Annotated in this window: 12 protein-coding genes; 10 read left to right on the forward strand and 2 right to left on the reverse strand. The window is 63.7% G+C overall.

The window, feature by feature from the left end:
* Positions 1 to 46: 46 nt before the first annotated feature.
* From BLL36_RS10420 to BLL36_RS10465, 9 genes are all read left to right on the forward strand, one after another.
* Positions 47 to 796, forward strand: coding sequence for an SDR family NAD(P)-dependent oxidoreductase (locus BLL36_RS10420; RefSeq protein ID WP_076951342.1), 750 nt, complete (start codon positions 47 to 49; stop codon positions 794 to 796).
* A gap of 13 nt (positions 797 to 809) precedes the next feature.
* Positions 810 to 1,112, forward strand: coding sequence for a hypothetical protein (locus BLL36_RS10425; RefSeq protein ID WP_076951343.1), 303 nt, complete (start codon positions 810 to 812; stop codon positions 1,110 to 1,112).
* Positions 1,113 to 1,226: 114 nt separating this feature from the next.
* Complete coding sequence (locus tag BLL36_RS10435; protein WP_076951345.1) at positions 1,227 to 2,201, forward strand: CobW family GTP-binding protein; 975 nt, start codon at positions 1,227 to 1,229, stop codon at positions 2,199 to 2,201.
* Positions 2,198 to 3,373: an ABC transporter substrate-binding protein gene (locus tag BLL36_RS10440; RefSeq protein WP_076951346.1), complete on the forward strand. Its 1,176-nt coding sequence runs from the start codon at positions 2,198 to 2,200 to the stop codon at positions 3,371 to 3,373. The genes BLL36_RS10435 and BLL36_RS10440 overlap by 4 nt, the downstream gene beginning before the upstream one ends.
* 153 nt (positions 3,374 to 3,526) lie before the next feature.
* Positions 3,527 to 5,917, forward strand: a complete 2,391-nt coding sequence (locus BLL36_RS10445) for a putative bifunctional diguanylate cyclase/phosphodiesterase (protein WP_076951347.1) — start codon at positions 3,527 to 3,529, stop codon at positions 5,915 to 5,917.
* 209 nt (positions 5,918 to 6,126) lie between these two features.
* Positions 6,127 to 6,804 (forward strand): methylamine utilization protein, encoded by a 678-nt coding sequence (locus BLL36_RS10450; RefSeq protein WP_076951348.1) that lies wholly within the window; start codon positions 6,127 to 6,129, stop codon positions 6,802 to 6,804.
* Complete coding sequence (locus tag BLL36_RS10455) at positions 6,788 to 9,136, forward strand: bifunctional diguanylate cyclase/phosphodiesterase (protein ID WP_076951349.1); 2,349 nt, start codon at positions 6,788 to 6,790, stop codon at positions 9,134 to 9,136. The genes BLL36_RS10450 and BLL36_RS10455 overlap by 17 nt, the downstream gene beginning before the upstream one ends.
* A gap of 5 nt (positions 9,137 to 9,141) precedes the next feature.
* Entirely contained in the window at positions 9,142 to 10,005 is an 864-nt protein-coding gene (locus BLL36_RS10460; protein ID WP_076951350.1) for a DUF3034 family protein, read from the forward strand.
* The gene (locus BLL36_RS10465; RefSeq protein WP_076951351.1) at positions 10,005 to 10,424 is read left to right on the forward strand and encodes a group I truncated hemoglobin; all 420 of its coding nucleotides are present in this window, start codon (positions 10,005 to 10,007) and stop codon (positions 10,422 to 10,424) included. The genes BLL36_RS10460 and BLL36_RS10465 overlap by 1 nt, the downstream gene beginning before the upstream one ends.
* 162 nt (positions 10,425 to 10,586) lie before the next feature.
* On the opposite strand, the gene BLL36_RS10470 is transcribed toward BLL36_RS10465, so the two are convergent.
* Positions 10,587 to 12,998 carry a glucose/quinate/shikimate family membrane-bound PQQ-dependent dehydrogenase gene (locus BLL36_RS10470; protein ID WP_076951352.1) on the reverse strand — a complete coding sequence of 804 codons (2,412 nt, stop codon included), beginning with the start codon at positions 12,996 to 12,998 and terminating at the stop codon, positions 10,587 to 10,589.
* 451 nt (positions 12,999 to 13,449) lie between these two features.
* Positions 13,450 to 15,465, reverse strand: coding sequence for a TonB-dependent receptor (locus BLL36_RS10475; protein ID WP_076951353.1), 2,016 nt, complete (start codon positions 15,463 to 15,465; stop codon positions 13,450 to 13,452).
* Between the two features lie 139 nt (positions 15,466 to 15,604).
* Between BLL36_RS10475 and BLL36_RS10480 the strand changes: the two genes are divergently transcribed.
* Positions 15,605 to 15,838, forward strand: coding sequence for a VF530 family protein (locus BLL36_RS10480; protein ID WP_048720273.1), 234 nt, complete (start codon positions 15,605 to 15,607; stop codon positions 15,836 to 15,838).
* The last annotated feature ends 3 nt before the right edge of the window (positions 15,839 to 15,841 follow it).

A 15,841-nucleotide genomic window follows, 5' to 3' on the forward strand; every position in this document is an offset into this window, starting at 1 on the left:
AAGCCAGCTCCCACAGGGGAACGGTGTTTGCCTCGGGAGAATCTACATGCCTCAACTCACCCACCGCCGTGCCGTCATCACCGGCGCCGGCAGCGGCATCGGTGCCGCCATCGCCCACGCCTACGCCGCAGAAGGCGCGCGCCTGGTGCTGGCCGACCGCAACGCCGCCAGCCTCGCCGAAACCGCGATCACCTGCCGCAACCTCGGCGCCGAGGTGTTTGAGTGCCTGGCCGACGTCGGCACGGTAGAAGGCGCCCAGGCCAGCGTCGACCGTTGCGTCGAGCACTTCGGCGGTATCGATATCCTGGTCAACAACGCGGGCATGCTCACCCAGGCGCGCTGCGTCGACCTGTCCATCGAGATGTGGAACGACATGCTGCGCGTCGACCTCACCAGTGTCTTCGTCGCCAGCCAGCGCGCCTTGCCGCACATGCTCGCGCAGCGTTGGGGGCGGATCATCAATGTCGCCTCGCAACTGGGCATCAAGGGCGGCGCCGAACTGACGCACTACGCCGCCGCCAAGGCCGGGGTGATCGGCTTTACCAAGTCCCTGGCGCTGGAAGTGGCCAAGGACAACGTGCTGGTCAACGCCATCGCTCCCGGCCCCATCGAGACGCCATTGGTCAGTGGCATCAGCGATGACTGGAAGCGCGCCAAGGCCAGGGAACTGCCCCTGGGCCGCTTCGGCCTGGCCGACGAAGTGGCGCCGACGGCGGTGCTGCTGGCCAGCGAGCCGGGCGGCAATCTGTTCGTCGGCCAGACCCTGGGCCCGAACTCTGGCGATGTCATGCCATGAGCGGGGTGTAGCCATGTGCGGACTCTGCGGGTTGCTCGGCGAAGACCTGCACTGGAGCGACCCCCTGGGCGACGAGCTGCCCAGGCGTCGCGAACGCCTGCGCCGGATCGCGGCGATCAACCAGGTGCTGGCGGTGTTCCGGCTCAAGGTCGAAGACTTCCAGGGTGCGTCCTATCTGTTGTTGGGCGCGACCGGCAAACAGGCCCTGGCCAGCGGCCTGGATCAGCTGTGGCAGGCGGCGCAGGAGATGCTCGGTCGTCCGTTGGACCCCCTCGACCCCAAACTGCTCGACCATTTGGAATACAACCCACTGTAGGAGCGGGCTTGCCCGCGAAAAACGTCAACGATAACGCGTGCATCCTGGATAAGCGCGGTGTCCCTGAGCTCTTCGCGAGCAAGCTCGCTCCTACAAGGGGCGGAGGTATAAAAAATGAGCATCGCCCTCAACGTCATTACCGGCTTTCTCGGCAGCGGCAAGACCACCTTGCTCAAGCGCCTGCTGCAGGGTGAAAGCCTGGGCGACACGGCGTTGCTGATCAACGAATTCGGCGATGTCGGCATCGACCATCTGCTGGTCGAAGAAGTCGCGCCGGACACGGTGCTGCTGCCCAGCGGCTGCGTGTGCTGCTCGATCCGTGGCGAGCTGAAGGAGGCGTTGCTGACCTTGCTGCAACGTCGCGAGCGCGGTGAAATCCCGGCATTCAAGCGGGTGATCCTGGAAACCACCGGCCTGGCCGACCCGGCGCCGATCCTGGCCACGTTGAATAACGACGTGCAACTGCGCGGGCGTTTTCATATCGGCCTGGTGATTACCTTGGTGGACGCCAGCCACGCCGCCCTGCAGGAGCGCCTGCACCCGGAATGGCTGGCCCAGGTGGCGGCGGCGGATCGCTTGCTGTTGAGCAAGACCGACCTGGCGGGCGACTGCGCACCACTGCGTGCGCACTTGCGCGCGCTGAATGCCGGCACGCCGATCCTGGATACCCATGCCATTCACAGCGGCGACCAATTGCTGCTGGGCGAAGGCCTGCGCAGTGCCGAGCCCGCCGTTGAAGTCAGCCGCTGGCAGCTGCATCAAACCACCACGGCCACTCACGGCGCCGCGCAAGTGTGCAGCCTGACCTTCGACCAGCCTTTGGACTGGGTCGGTTTCGGGGTGTGGCTGTCGATGCTGTTAAGATGCCACGGCGAACGAATCCTGCGTGTCAAAGGACTGCTCAACGTGAACGCCAGTAACGCCCCCATCGTCATTCATGGCGTGCAGCATTGCCTGCACGCGCCGGTGCATCTGCCTGCGTGGCCGGGCAGCGACCGTCAATCGCGCCTGGTGTTTATCCTGCGCGGCCTCGACCCTGCGCTGTTGCGCCGCTCCTTTGATGTGTTCTCGCGACGGTTCGCCGCATGATCACCTTAAGGGTCCTCGGCACTTCGGTCACCTTGCTTGAATGCCTGCGCGTGCGGGCCGAGCAGGAACTGGGCATTCGCCTCGTGTACCAAGTGCATGACGTCGAACAGGCGCAGCGCATCGCCGTGATGCAGCCCGACAGCTACGACCTGTACGACCAGTGGTTTCACAACGTCGATTTCGTGTGGCCGGCCCGGGCGATCCAACCCATCGACACCCGGCGCATCGCGTTGTGGCATGAGATCAATGACCTGCCCAAGCGCGGGCGCCTGTCGCCCGATGATCGCCTGGGCAGTGGCAGCGTGCCCAGCGAGCGCTTGTTCGTGCAACACGATGGCAGCCTGGGCAGCACGGTCACCGAGCGCATCAGTATGTTGCCCCTGACCCACAACGCCGACAGCTTTGCCTATCGTCCGGAGCGGTTGCCCGACGGTTTCTGCCACGGCAACGAAAGCTGGGGCTGGCTGCTCGACCCCGCGTGGCGTGCACGCACGGCCTTGCAAAGCGACGCCGCCATCGGCGCCCTGGATGCCGCGCTGGCGGTGCAGGGGGCGGGGCTGGCCAGCTTCAGCGACATCGGCAACATGAGCATCGAAGAGATCGATGTGCTGGCCGATATCCTGGTGCGTAAGCAGAAGGAAGGGCACTTTGCGGCGTTCTGGTCCGATGATGAAGAAGCGGCGCAATTGATGCTCAGCCCGAGCATCGATATCCAGAGCCTATGGTCGCCGACCTTGATGCGCCTGCACCGCGCCGGCGTGAAATACCGCCTGGCGGTGCCACGTGAAGGCTACCGGGCCTGGTTTGGGGGCTTGTCGTTGTCGCGCCATGCCAAGGGGCCGGTGCTGGATGCGGCTTATGCGTATTTGAATTGGTGGCTGTCGGGCTGGCCCGGTGCGGTGATGGCGCGGCAGGGGTATTACATCGGTAACCCGGCCCGTAGCCGCGATCACTTGAGCCGTGCGGAGTGGGATTACTGGTACGCGGGCAAACCTGCGCGGGAAGAACTGCTCGGCAGCGATGGCCTGCCGCTGATCGACATCGGCGAAGTGCGCGACGGCGGCTCCTATGAACAGCGCATGGGGCATATTGCGGTGTGGAATTCGGTCATGGATGAACACAACTACCTGGTGCGACGCTGGGGGGATTTCATGCGGGCCCGGGGCGTTTGATGAAGTCAACCTTGCGCCGCCAATAAATCGCCGCTAAACCCCCTGTATTTATTGGGTGCACTTACCCTAAGTCCCAGCTAATCTCCTCAAACTCAATATCCATAAGAAATGGATATTTTTTTGACGCCAGGTCACCCCTCGCAGGGAATGCACATGACACCGGGACGCAGCGGCACGGAAAGGCGAAGGCGGCCGGGGAGCGCCGCAACGAGGTGGCGCCATACGTTCCAAACCCGCATCGCCGGGGTACTGGCACTGTTGCTGCTGGTCGTGGTCGCCGCCACCTATTTTGCCGTCAGGACCGCCACCACCCGCGCCGTGGAAAACCAGGCGCAAGTCCAACTGCGCACCGGCCGACAGGTATTCGAGCGCCTGCTCGACCTGCGCGGGCAGCGCCTGCAATACGGCCTCGACTGGCTGACCGCCGATCTCCCTTTCAAACACGCCGTGGCCGCAGGGCAGACCGCGCCGATACTTGCCGCCCTGCGTCGCCACGGCACGGGGATCCGTGCCAGCGAAGTCTTCGTGTTGGACCTGGCCGGCAAGGTCATGGTCAGCACCTTGCCGGTGCTCACCCGTGGTCAGCTGTTCCCCTATGACCAGGCCCTGCGCCATGCGCGGCGCAAAGGCTTGCAGAGGCTGATCGTGGCCATGGACGGTCGGCCCTATTTGCTGGTGCAGGATGAAGTGCTCGACCCGCTGCCCATCGCGCGCATCGTCATGGGCTTTCCCATGGACGCACAGTTCGCCAATGAACTGCGCTCCATGAGCAAGCTGGACGTGTCGTTCCTCAGTGTGCACAACGGCAAGCCGGGCCTCTTGCTCAGTACCCAGCCGCAGGCTTACCAGGCCGCTACCCTTGACCTGTTGCGCGACGGGCCTGTCGACCCCGAGCCGAAGATCCATGTGTTCCACGGCCAGCGCGTATTGAGCCAGGTGCTGCCGCTGGCCAATACCGGTAATGGCGACGACGTGCGGGTGTTGTTGCAAAGCCCGCTGGACCACGCGCTGGAATCCTTTGCGCCACTGGACCGGCAGTTCCTCGGGATTGCCCTGGCGGTGCTGGTGGTGTCGCTGGCCGGAGCGTTGTTCCTGGCCCGGCGTGTGTCACGCCCGCTCAATGCCTTGGTGCAGGCGGCCGAGCGTATTGGCGACGGTCATTACCAGACCCCGGTGCGGGTGCGCAGCAACGATGAGTTCGGCCTGTTGGCCCGCGCCTTCAACGCCATGCAAAGCGGCATCGCGGTGCGCGAGCGGCAACTGGCGCACAACGCCCTGCACGACCCGCTGACCGGCCTGCCGAATCGCGCCTTGGCCATGGAGCGCCTGGGCAGTGCGATCAGTGCGCGGCGGCCAGTGGTGTTGCTGTACCTGGGGATCGAAAACTACCGGGTCATCAACGAAGGTTTTGGCCCCGAAGGCGTTGAAGAAATGCTGCGCGAGGCCAGCCGCTGCCTGTCCATGAGCCTGCTGCCCAGTGACACGGCGGCGCGCATTGCCGGCAGTGAGTTCTTGCTGTTGCTGGAAAACACCCAGGTCGATCGCGCCGTGGCCCGTGCCGACCGCCTGTACGCGCTGCTCACCGAACCGCAACGCATCGGCCATGATGAGCTGCGCCACGAAGTGAGCATCGGCATCGCCGCTTACCCCGCCGACGGCCAGCAGGTCGAAGAATTGATCAGCCGCGCCGCCATCGCGCGGCATGACGCCGCGAGCCTGCCGGGGCATTTGCAGGTCTACCAACAGGACCGCGACCTGGCCCATCAACGCCAGATCACCCTGATCCGTGACCTGCGCCGTGCCGCCCCCGAAGGCGAATTGTTCCTGTGCTACCAGCCCAAGCTCGATCTCAAGCATGGCCATGTAGGCCAGGCCGAAGCCCTGTTGCGCTGGCAGCACCCGACCCTGGGGCAAGTGTCGCCCGCTGAATTCATCCCCCTGGCCGAACGCACCGGCAGCATGAACAGCCTGACCCTGTGGGTGATTGAAGAAGCCATCCGCCAGATCGGCGAATGGGCGCGGCGCGGCATGCTGGTCCAGCTGTCGGTGAATATCTCGGTGGACGATCTGGCCGATGATGACCTGGCGATTCGCGTCACCGCGTTGCTGATGCAGTACCGGGTCGAGGCCGCGCAATTGATTTTCGAAATCACCGAAAGCGCGATCATGCACAACCCGCAGCAGGCCCTCAGTGTGCTCGAGCAACTGCGCGGCTGCGGCATCAGCCTTTCGGTGGATGACTTCGGCACTGGCTACTCGTCGCTGGCGCAATTGCAGCGCCTGCCGGTGCAGGAGTTGAAGATCGACCAGTCGTTCGTGCGCAACCTCAACAGCACCAGCGGCGACGGGGTGATCGTGCGTTCCACCATCGAAATGAGCCACAACCTGGGGCTCAAGGTGGTGGCCGAAGGCGTGGAATTCGCCCCCAGCCTCAGGCTGCTCAAACAGTGGAACTGCGATACCGCCCAGGGCTACCTGATCAGCCGGCCGTTGAACGCGATGGCCTTCGAAATGTGGATGCGCCGCGCGCGGCTGCAGATCTAGAAAAGCCTTTGCAGCCACCTACAGATATTTTGCGCAGAGTCGATAACTTCTATAACGACTGACGGGTTGCACAGGTTTTTAGCGACTGGCGGCCACGTTTTGCTGCATACTCGGTGATGGCAAATGGCCTTATTTGCGCCATCATGCATGCACATCTACGCTTCCGTGCCAAGGCTGGCCGCTTTTTAGCCCATTTCTGCGGATCGACCATGGCTCGGATTTTCCACGTGTTACCCCTTGCGGCGCTGTTGTTGGCTGCTCTCGGCTCGGCGTCGGCGGCGACGCTCGAGGTGTTGGCTTACCATGCCGACGGCCGACCGGTCGCCGATGCGGTGGTGACGCTGCAGGGCCCGGCCGGTACGCCGCAGGGTGCGCTCAAGGCCGATATGGACCAGCGTGACCAGCGCTTCGCCCCCCATGTGCTGGCGGTGCATACCGGTACGCAGGTGCGCTTCCCCAACAGCGACAACATTCGTCATCAGGTGTATTCGTTCTCCACGGCCAAGCGCTTCGAGTTGCGTCTGTACGAGGGCACGTCGGCCGCCCCCTTGCTGTTCGACAAGCCCGGGGTGGTGGTGCTGGGTTGCAATATCCATGACTGGATGCTCGGTTATATCTACGTGACCGATGACCCGCGTTTCGGTGTCAGCGACGACCAGGGCCGGGTGCGCCTGCCAGACCTGCCGGCCGGTGAGTACCGCCTGACCCTGTGGCACCCGCAACTGGCGGGTATGCAGCCGTTGGACGGCGGCACCGTGCGTGTCCCGGCTGCCGGCCTCAGCCACCGTGTGGCGTTGACGCTTGCGCCTGCGCCGGCGGATTTGCCACCTACACCCAGCGCCTTTGGCGATGCCTTCGATCGAGCCGCCCGTGAACCTGCGCAGTAGTTTCCAGGCGCGGGTCGCCGGCGTACTGATCCTGCTCTCGCTGGTGGTGATCGGTGCGTTGTATTTCAGCGTCAAGGCCGCGACCAGCTCGGCGGTACACCGTCAGGCCCTGGCTCAGTTGGAGGTGGGCACGCGGGTGTTCGAGCGCTTGCTCGACGTTCGTGGCCGGCGCCTGGCCGATGGCGTGCAGCTGCTGGCGGCCGATTTCGGTTTTCGCGACGCCGTGGCCAGTGGCGATTCGGCAACGATGCGCTCGGTGCTGCTCAACCACGGCAAGCGCATCAACGCCAGCGACATGATCCTGCTGGGCATGGACGGCAAAGTCCTGGCCAGCACCCTCAAGGAAGTCGCCGAGGGCTCGACCTTCCGCTATGACCTGGCCTTGCGCGAGGCACGGCAGAATCACCAGGCGACGCTGATGGTGCCGTTGCAAGGCAAGCCGCACCTGCTGGTGGAGGCCTCGGTGCTGGCGCCGTTGCCGATCGCTCGGGTGGTGATGGGGTTCAGCATGGACGGTGCGTTCGCCGATGAGTTGCGCTCGCTGAGCAACCTGGAAGTCTCATTCCTGACGATTGAGCAGGACCTGCCTGGCGAACTGGTCAGCACCCAGCCGCAGGGGTTGCGCGACAGTATCCGCGCGCTGATGCAAGGCGACTCGGCGCGCCGTGGCGTGTCCACCACCGATCACCTTGAGCAACGCTTCCTCAGCCAGTCGCTGGTGCTGGCCAGTGATGAAAACGGCAAAGTCCTGGCCCTGCTGCAAAGCCCGCTGGACGCGGCGATGCAGGCGTTTGCGCCGCTGGATGAAAAGATCCTCGGTATCGCCCTGATCGCCCTGATTGCTTCGTTGATCGGTGCCTTGCTGCTGGCCCGCTCAGTCTCACGCCCGGTGCAGGCGCTGGCGCAGGCGGCCGAACGTATCGGCAGCGGCGATTACCAGACCCCGGTCGTGCTGGCGCGCAGTGATGAACTGGGGCGCTTGGCGCTGGCGGTCAATGCCATGCAGAGCGGCATTGCCGAGCGCGAACAACAGCTGGCGCACAACGCCCTGCATGATCGTCTTACCGGCCTGCCCAACCGCACGTTGGCGATGGAGCGCCTGGGCAGTGCGATTGCCCTGCAACGGCCGATGGCGTTGATCTACCTGGGCATCGACAATCTGCGCACTGCCAGCGAAACGGTCGGGCCCGAAGCGGTGGACCAGTTGCTCCTGACCGTGAGCCAGCGCCTGCAAGCGGCGTTACGCCCGGGCGATACCCTGGCGCACCTGATCGCCGATGAATTCCTGCTGTTGCTTGAAGGCGCGGGCAGCGACGAAGCCGTGGGCCTGGCCGACAAACTGCAGCAGCTGTTACTGCGGCCCCAGCGCATCAACGGTCATGATCTGGCGTTGGACTGCCGCCTGGGCATCGCGGCGTACCCGGCGGATGGCGAAAGCCCCCAGACCCTGCTGGAGCGCGCGGCCATCGCCATGAAGGACGCCGCGCAAATGCCTGACCGCTTGCAGGTCTACGAGCACGGCCGCGACCTTGCGCACCGTCGCCAGATCAGCCTGATCCGCGACTTGCGCCACGCCCCCGGCCATGGCCAATTGTTGCTGCACTACCAGCCCAAGCTGGATATTCGCCAGGGCATCGTGCGCCAGGCCGAAGCCCTGTTGCGCTGGCAACACCCGCAGTTCGGCCTGGTGTCGCCGGCGGAATTCATCCCCCTGGCCGAGCGCTCGGGCAGCATCCGCTTGTTGACCCAATGGGTAATCGAAGAGGGCATTCGCCAGTTGTGCGAATGGAACCGGCGCGGCCTGGCCTTGCAGTTGTCGCTGAACATCTCGGCGGACGACCTGCTTGATGACGAACTGGCCCATCGCGTGTCGGCCTTGCTGTGTCGCTATGGCTTGCCGGCGGAGCAACTGCTGTTCGAGATCACCGAGAGCGCTGTGATGCGCGAACCGGAAAAAGCCCTCAAGGTGCTCCACCTGCTGCGTGATTGCGGCATCGGCCTGTCGGTGGATGACTTCGGCACCGGTTACTCGTCATTGGCGCACCTCAAGCGCCTGCCGGTGCAAGAGCTGAAGATCGACCAATCCTTCGTGCGCAACCTCGATGAAACCAGTGAAGACGCGGTGATCGTGCGTTCCACCATCGAGATGAGCCATAACCTGGGCCTCAAAGTGGTCGCCGAGGGCGTTGAATATGCCCATAGCCTGCGCCTGCTGGAGCGTTGGCAGTGCGACACGGCCCAGGGCTACCTGATCAGCCGGCCGTTGAGTGCCGACGCTTTCGAAGCCTGGGTGGCCTTGCCCCTCAGTGCGCAAACTTCCCTGGCTCATTGAGTGGAATGACAGTGCGGGTTTCTTTCCTGATCGGGTGCCTCGGCGCACTGACCCTGCCAACGGCGCTGGCCGATAATGGCCGCCTGATCGCGACCGGTGGTGCCAGCAGTATCGAAGGCACGGCGGGGGGCGGTCTTACACCGTGGGCCGTGCTGGCCGGTTATGGCGAACGGCACGAGTGGGGCGCCACGGCGTTCGCCACCACGGTCAACCTGCCCGATTACCGGCTGGACGTGGCCGGTGTGGCGCTGGCGTACGACAACCGCATCGAACTGTCTTTCGCCCGCCAGCGCTTCGACCTCGGCAGCCTGGTGCATAAGCTCAACCTGCCCGAAGACTCCCTGGGGCAAGACGTACTGGGCCTCAAAGTGCGGCTGTTCGGCGACGTGATCTACGACACGCTGCCCCAGGTCTCGCTGGGCCTGGAATATAAGCATCAGACTGGCTTCGAGATTCCCCGCCTGGTGGGCGCCAAGCGTGACAGCGACGTCGAAGGCTACCTCGCCGCCAGCCGTCTGTTTATGGGCGCGGCGTTCGGCTACAACGTGCTGGTCAACGGCAGTCTGCGCTACAGCCGCGCCAACGAGACCGGCCTGCTCGGTTTTGGCGGTGACCGTCGCGACAGCCGCAGCCTGCTCAAGGAAGGCGCGCTGGCGCTGCTGCTCAACCCGCGTTGGGCGGTGGGCGTGGAGTACCGCGAGAAACCCGACAACCTGTCGTTTGCGGGAGAGAGTGATTGGGCTGATGTGTTCGTAGGCTATTTCCCCAACAAGCATGTGTCGTTCGTCTTGGCCTACGCACGCCTGGGGGAAATCGCCACGCTGGACCACCAGAATGGCACGTACTTGTCTGTGCAAGGGAGTTTCTGATGCGCTGGTTACCGGTTTGCCTGCTGCTGTTGCTCAGTGCCTGCGCCCAACAGCCACCCAAGGACGACAGCCTCTATCGCGACCTCGGCGCGCTGCCGGGCATCACCCGTATCGTCGAAGGCATGTTGCTCAACATTGCCCGGGACGCGCGCATCGTCGAACGCTTCCGGCGCGTCGATATCCAGCGCCTGCGCAACAAGCTGATTGAACAGTTCTGTGTCGAGGCGGGTGGGCCGTGCACTTATACCGGCGACAGCATGGCCGAGAGCCATAAGGGCCAGAGGGTGAGCCGCAGTGACTTCAATGCGCTGGTGGAAGACTTGATTGCCTCAATGGACAAGGAAGGCATCGCCGTGCCCGTGCAGAACCGCCTGATCGCCCGGTTGGCGGCGATGCGCGGTGAAGTGATCGAACACTGATGTGGGAGCTGGCTTGCCTGCGATAGCGGTGGGTCAGGCCATACTGTTTTGGCTGATACTCCGCTATCGCAGGCAAGCCAGCTCCCACAGGTAGATTTTTCTTGCTCATGAAAAAGGCGGCTACCTTTGGAGGGTAGCCGCCTTACTTACCGCCGATGAAGATCAATCCGGCAGTTTGAACGCCATCACATAGTCACCCTGCTTGGTGCCCAGGGAACCGTGACCGCCCGCCATGACCAGCACGTATTGCTTGCCGTCCTTGCCGGTGTAGGTCATCGGTGTGGTTTGCGCGCCTGCCGGCAGGCGGCCTTCCCACAGTTGCTTGCCGTTTTTCACGTCATAGGCACGCAGGTACTGGTCGAGGGTGCCGCTGAGGAAGGACACGCCGCCGGCCGTGGTGAACGTGCCGCCCAGGCTCGGTACGCCCATGCTCAACGGGATCGGAACCGGCGAGCTGTCACGCACGGTGCCGTTCTTGTGCATCCAGATGGTCTTGTGAGTGGTCAGGTCGACCGCCGCCACGTAGCCCCAGGCCGGTGCCTGGCACGGCAGGCCCATGGGCGACAGCATGGCTTCGAGGATCACGCCATACGGCGCGCCTTTGTTTGGCTGTACGCCTTCGGTTTCGCTGACGCGCGGGCCTTGCTTGGCGATGTCGGCGGCCGGGATCAGCTTGGACTTGAATGCCATGTAGCTCGGGTTCACGAAGGCGATCTGGCGCACCGGGTCGACGGAAATGCCACCCCAGTCGAACACGCCGAAGTTACCTGGGTAAACAATCGAACCCTGCAGCGAAGGTGGGGTGAACGGGCCGTCGTAGCGCAGGGATTTGAAGTCGATACGGCACAGCATCTGGTCGAACGGCGTCACGCCCCACATGTCGCGCTCTTTGAGCGGCGGCGGCATGAAGTTCAGCTCCGACTTGGGTTGGGTAGGGGAGGTGCGGTCGCCCGCCACTGCGCCCTGCGGCACCGCCACTTCGTGGATCGGCACCACCGGCTGGCCGGTCGCGCGGTCCAGTACGTAGATGCTGCCTTGCTTGGTCGACGCCATGACGGCTTGCTTCACGCCGGCTTCAGTCTTGATATCGATCAGCGACGGTTGGCCGCCCACGTCCATGTCCCACAGGTCGTGATGGGTGAACTGGAAGGTCCACTTCACGTGGCCGCTGTTGATGTCTAGGGCGGTCAGGCCGGCGGCGTATTTTTCGGAATCGTCGGTACGGTCGCCGCCGTACTGGTCAGGCATCTGGTTGCCCATCGGCAGGTACAGCATGCCGAGTTTTTCATCCACGGCGAACATGGACCACATGTTCGGCGAGTTACGCGTGTAGGTCTTGCCCTCGGCCAACGGCGTGGTGTCGTCGGGGTTGCCGCTGTCCCAGTTCCATACCAGTTTGCCGGTGTGCACGTCGAACGCGCGGATCACGCCGCTGGGTTCGTCGACGGAGACGTTGTCGGTCACGTGGCCGCCAATCACCACCAGGTCCTTGGTCACGGCCGGTGGCGAGGTGGAGTAGTAACCGCCTGGGGCGAAGCTGCCGATATTGGCACGCAGGTCGACCTGGCCTTTGTCACCGAAGTCTTCGCACATCTTGCCGGTGTCGGCGTTGAGGGCGATCAGACGGGTGTCGGCGGTCGGTACGAAAATGCGTTTCGGGCAGGCGGTCGGCGCGGCCGCCGGGCTGGCGCTGCCGGTCGGGCTTTGTTCGGAAGCATAGACGGCGTCATCGTGATACGACACGCCACGGCAGGTCATGTGCGCCCAACCCTTGAAGTTCTCGGCGCCCTGGCTGCTGATCTTCGGATCGAAGCGCCAGATTTCCTTGCCAGTGTCCGGGTCCAGGGCAATCACCTGGCTGTGCGGCGTGCACACGTAGAGCATGCCGTTGACTTTCAACGGGGTGTTTTCCGCAGTGGTCTCGCCCGGATCGTTCGGGCCAGGGATGTCACCGGTACGGTAGGTCCACGCCGGCACCAGCTTGTGCGCGTTTTCCGGGGTGATCTGCGCCAGTGGCGAGTAGCGATCGCCGTAGGCCGAGCGACCGTAGGAGTTCCAGTCGCCATCCGCCTGGGCTGGCGCTGCATTGGCCATGCCCGGCACCGCGTCGCGGTCCAGCTGGCCTTTGATCTCGCCCGGGTTGGTGAATTGGCTGGCAATGGCAGCGGCGCCCGCCAGCACCACGGCCACGCTCAGTGCGCCAGTGCCCAGCGGGGCAGGCTGGCCGCGCAGCAACGGACGGCGAAACCACGGAAGCAGCATGACGATGCCGAGGGCAAACAGCAGTGCCAGGCGCGGCACCAACTGCCACCAGTCCAGGCCCACTTCCCACAGGGCCCACAGGGTACTGGCGAACAGCACCAATGCGTACAGGCCCAGCGCGGCGCGGCGGGTGGCCAGCAGCAGAACGCCGGTCAGAGTGATGCCGATACCGGCCAGCAGGTAGTACAGCGACCCGCCGAGCATCGTCAGCTTGATACCCCCGGCCAGCAAGGCCAGGCCCATGATCAGCAGCAAGACACCTAGCAGCCTGGGCAGCAGGCGGCTTGGGCTCGAAGCACCGTCAGCGCTCATAGTTGTATTTCTCCGTTACGTTGGAATTGTGTCCCCGTGTTTCTTCACTGTAGATGACGATTCGACAGGGGCATGGTTCAGTGCAAATTCGGGTTTTCTGAGGACTAGCAGGGTTATCCACAGGCGGGCGATTTATCCCCAGGCGCGGGTCTGGAAAAGACAGCGCTGTCTTGAGGACGGGGGAAATTCGGCAAGATGGGGTCGACCGCGGAAGTGAAACGTTTCAGTTTGTTGCGGGCAAGGATAAAGGGAGTGGGCGTCCAGAGAAAGCGCAAATCGCAAGATGCATCATTTCAGAATTGGTAACAGTGACTAAATGTCGCTGCAAAAGGCGATGGGAACTGGTGTGTGTGGGAGCTGGCTTGCCTGCGATTGCATCGCCTCGGTGCAACTGGAATACCGAGGTGTCTGTATCGCGGGCAAGCCCGGCTCCCACATGGATTGGGGAGGTTTAGAAGGTTGTGCGCACGCCAAACTCCACGCTTCTGCCTGGCGCCGGTGCGATGTCCCGCAAGATCGAGCTGGCGTAGCGCACCGTCTGGTTGGTCAGGTTTTCACCATTGACGAACGCCAACCATTGGCTGCCGCCCATGTTGAAGCGATACCCCGCGCTCGCGCCCAGGGTGGTGTAGCCATCGGTGCCGCTTTCGTTATCCGGCACGCGGCCCTGGCCGGCCGCGTGTTCCACGTCGATGCGTGCCTGCCAGCGGTCCAGTTCCCACAGCAAGCCGCTGTTCAAGCGCAGCGGAGCGATACGTGGCAGGGCTTCGCCGGTGTCCAGGTTGGTGGCGCGGGTGTAGTCGCCCGACAGTTCCAGTGCGAACTTTCCGTAGGCACTTTCGCCAAGCTTCCAGTGATCCTGGGCTTCAAAACCGGCGAAACGTGCACGCACGCCGGAGTATTTGTATTCAGGAATGCCGCCTGCGTCTTCCTCGCCGTCATCGTTGAGCGTACGACCGCTGCCCAGCAAGCCGATGTAATTGGAGAAACGGCTGTAGAACACGCCGAAGCTGCCTTTGTGCGTGCCATTGTCAAAGCGCAGGGCCAGGTCGCTGGACACGGCTTTTTCTTTCTTCAGGTTTGCGTCGCCCAGTTCATAGGTGCCGGTGGCGACGTGGGCGCCGTTTGCATACAGCTCATAAAACGTGGGCGCGCGTTCGGTGTAGCCCAGGGTCGCGGCCAGGGACCAGATGGGCGTAAGCGTGTAGACCGCCCCCGATGACAGGCTGCCGGCGGTGAACTCATTGCTGTTGTCGGCCCCGGCAAAGCGCGCGTTGCCCTTGGCGTCCGGGTCGACGCTGGTGTGCTCCAGGCGCCCGCCGAGGCTGAGTTTCAGGCGCTCGGTGGCTTGCAGTTGTTCGAGGATAAACAGCGCGCCGGCATTGGTGTCGGTCTGCGGCACGAAGGCTTCTTCACCCAAGGCCGAGAACTCGTTGCGGGTCACCTGGGCGCCGACGACGCCGTCGAACGGGCCGATGGGCTGGTGACGCGCCTCCACACGCGCTTCATAGCCCTTGTTCTTGAACACCGTGCCGGTTTCGCCGCCTTCGATTTCGCGGTGTTCGTAGTCGGTGTAGCCGGCGTCGATTTTCACCGAGGTAAAGGGGCCTTGCAGGTTGCGGATTTCCGACGCGAAGGCGTAGTGATCCTGTTTCATGCGGATGCGTACATCCTGCTCGGCCGGAGAACCATAGTTCGCGTCATAGCTGCTGTAGGACACGCCGGCGTAACCGTCATCCCAGGTGTAGGAACCGCCCAGCGCACCGCCGTCCTGACGTCCGTCGCTGTTGCCCAGGCGGCCGTTCTTGCCGGGGGCGTCGTCGGTGGCCGGGGCGTGGCGGCTGCGTGCCTGGCCTGGGATTTTCAGGTCGTTGAACTCCCGTGCATTCGCATCCAGGTGCAAGGCAAAGGTGCCGTTGCCGGCTTCCAGCCTGCCGGCGCTGCTGCGCGTGGTGTCGGCGCCGCCGTAGCGCAATTCACCGGCACCGTGGATGCCTTCGATGGCTTCGGTGGGGATGCGGTTGTCGAAGGTGTTGACCACGCCACCGATGGCGCTGCCGCCGTACAACAAGGCAGCCGGGCCACGCACGATTTCAATGCGATCGACGTTGACCGGGTCCAGCGGCACCGCATGGTCGTAGGACAGCGACGACGCATCCAGCGCGCCCACGCCGTTGCGCAGGATGCGAATGCGGTCGCCATCCTGGCCACGAATGATCGGCCGGCTCGCGCCTGGGCCGAAGTACGAAGACGACACGCCAGGCTGCTTGTTCAGGGTTTCACCCAGGCTGCCTTTTTGTTGCAGGGTCAGGTCATCGCCTTCCAGTACGGTGGTCGGCGAGGCGAGCTGTTCGTTGCCCAGCGGGTTGCCGGTGATGATTTGGGGTTGCAGCTCAAGGGCATGGGCTTCGGAGCAGAGCAGCGCGGCGGCAAGCGGGGTCAAGCGCCACAGAGAGGAGAGGGACATCGGACATTCCTTGGCAAAACGACGAAAAGATTTGAGATCTATAGTTACAATATAACATCTCTTTTTCGCTGGGAACGGGAACTTTTATCGATCGTGCTAAAGTGCGCAGCTGTGTTTTCCATTTGGTAAAAGGCCCGGCATGACCGCGACAAGCAACGACCCGCTCCACGGCGTGACCCTGCAGCACGTCCTCACCACCCTGGTTGAACACTACGAATGGGCGGGCCTGGCCGAGCGCATTGATGTGCGCTGTTTCAAGAGCGACCCGAGCATCAAGTCAAGCCTGACCTTCCTGCGCAAAACCCCTTGGGCGCGGGAGAAAGTCGAGGGTTTGTACGTCAAGCTGATGCGCACCAAACGCCCGCTGGACTGATCC

The organism is Pseudomonas cedrina subsp. cedrina, from assembly GCF_001983175.1.
GTDB lineage: Bacteria > Pseudomonadota > Gammaproteobacteria > Pseudomonadales > Pseudomonadaceae > Aquipseudomonas > Aquipseudomonas cedrina.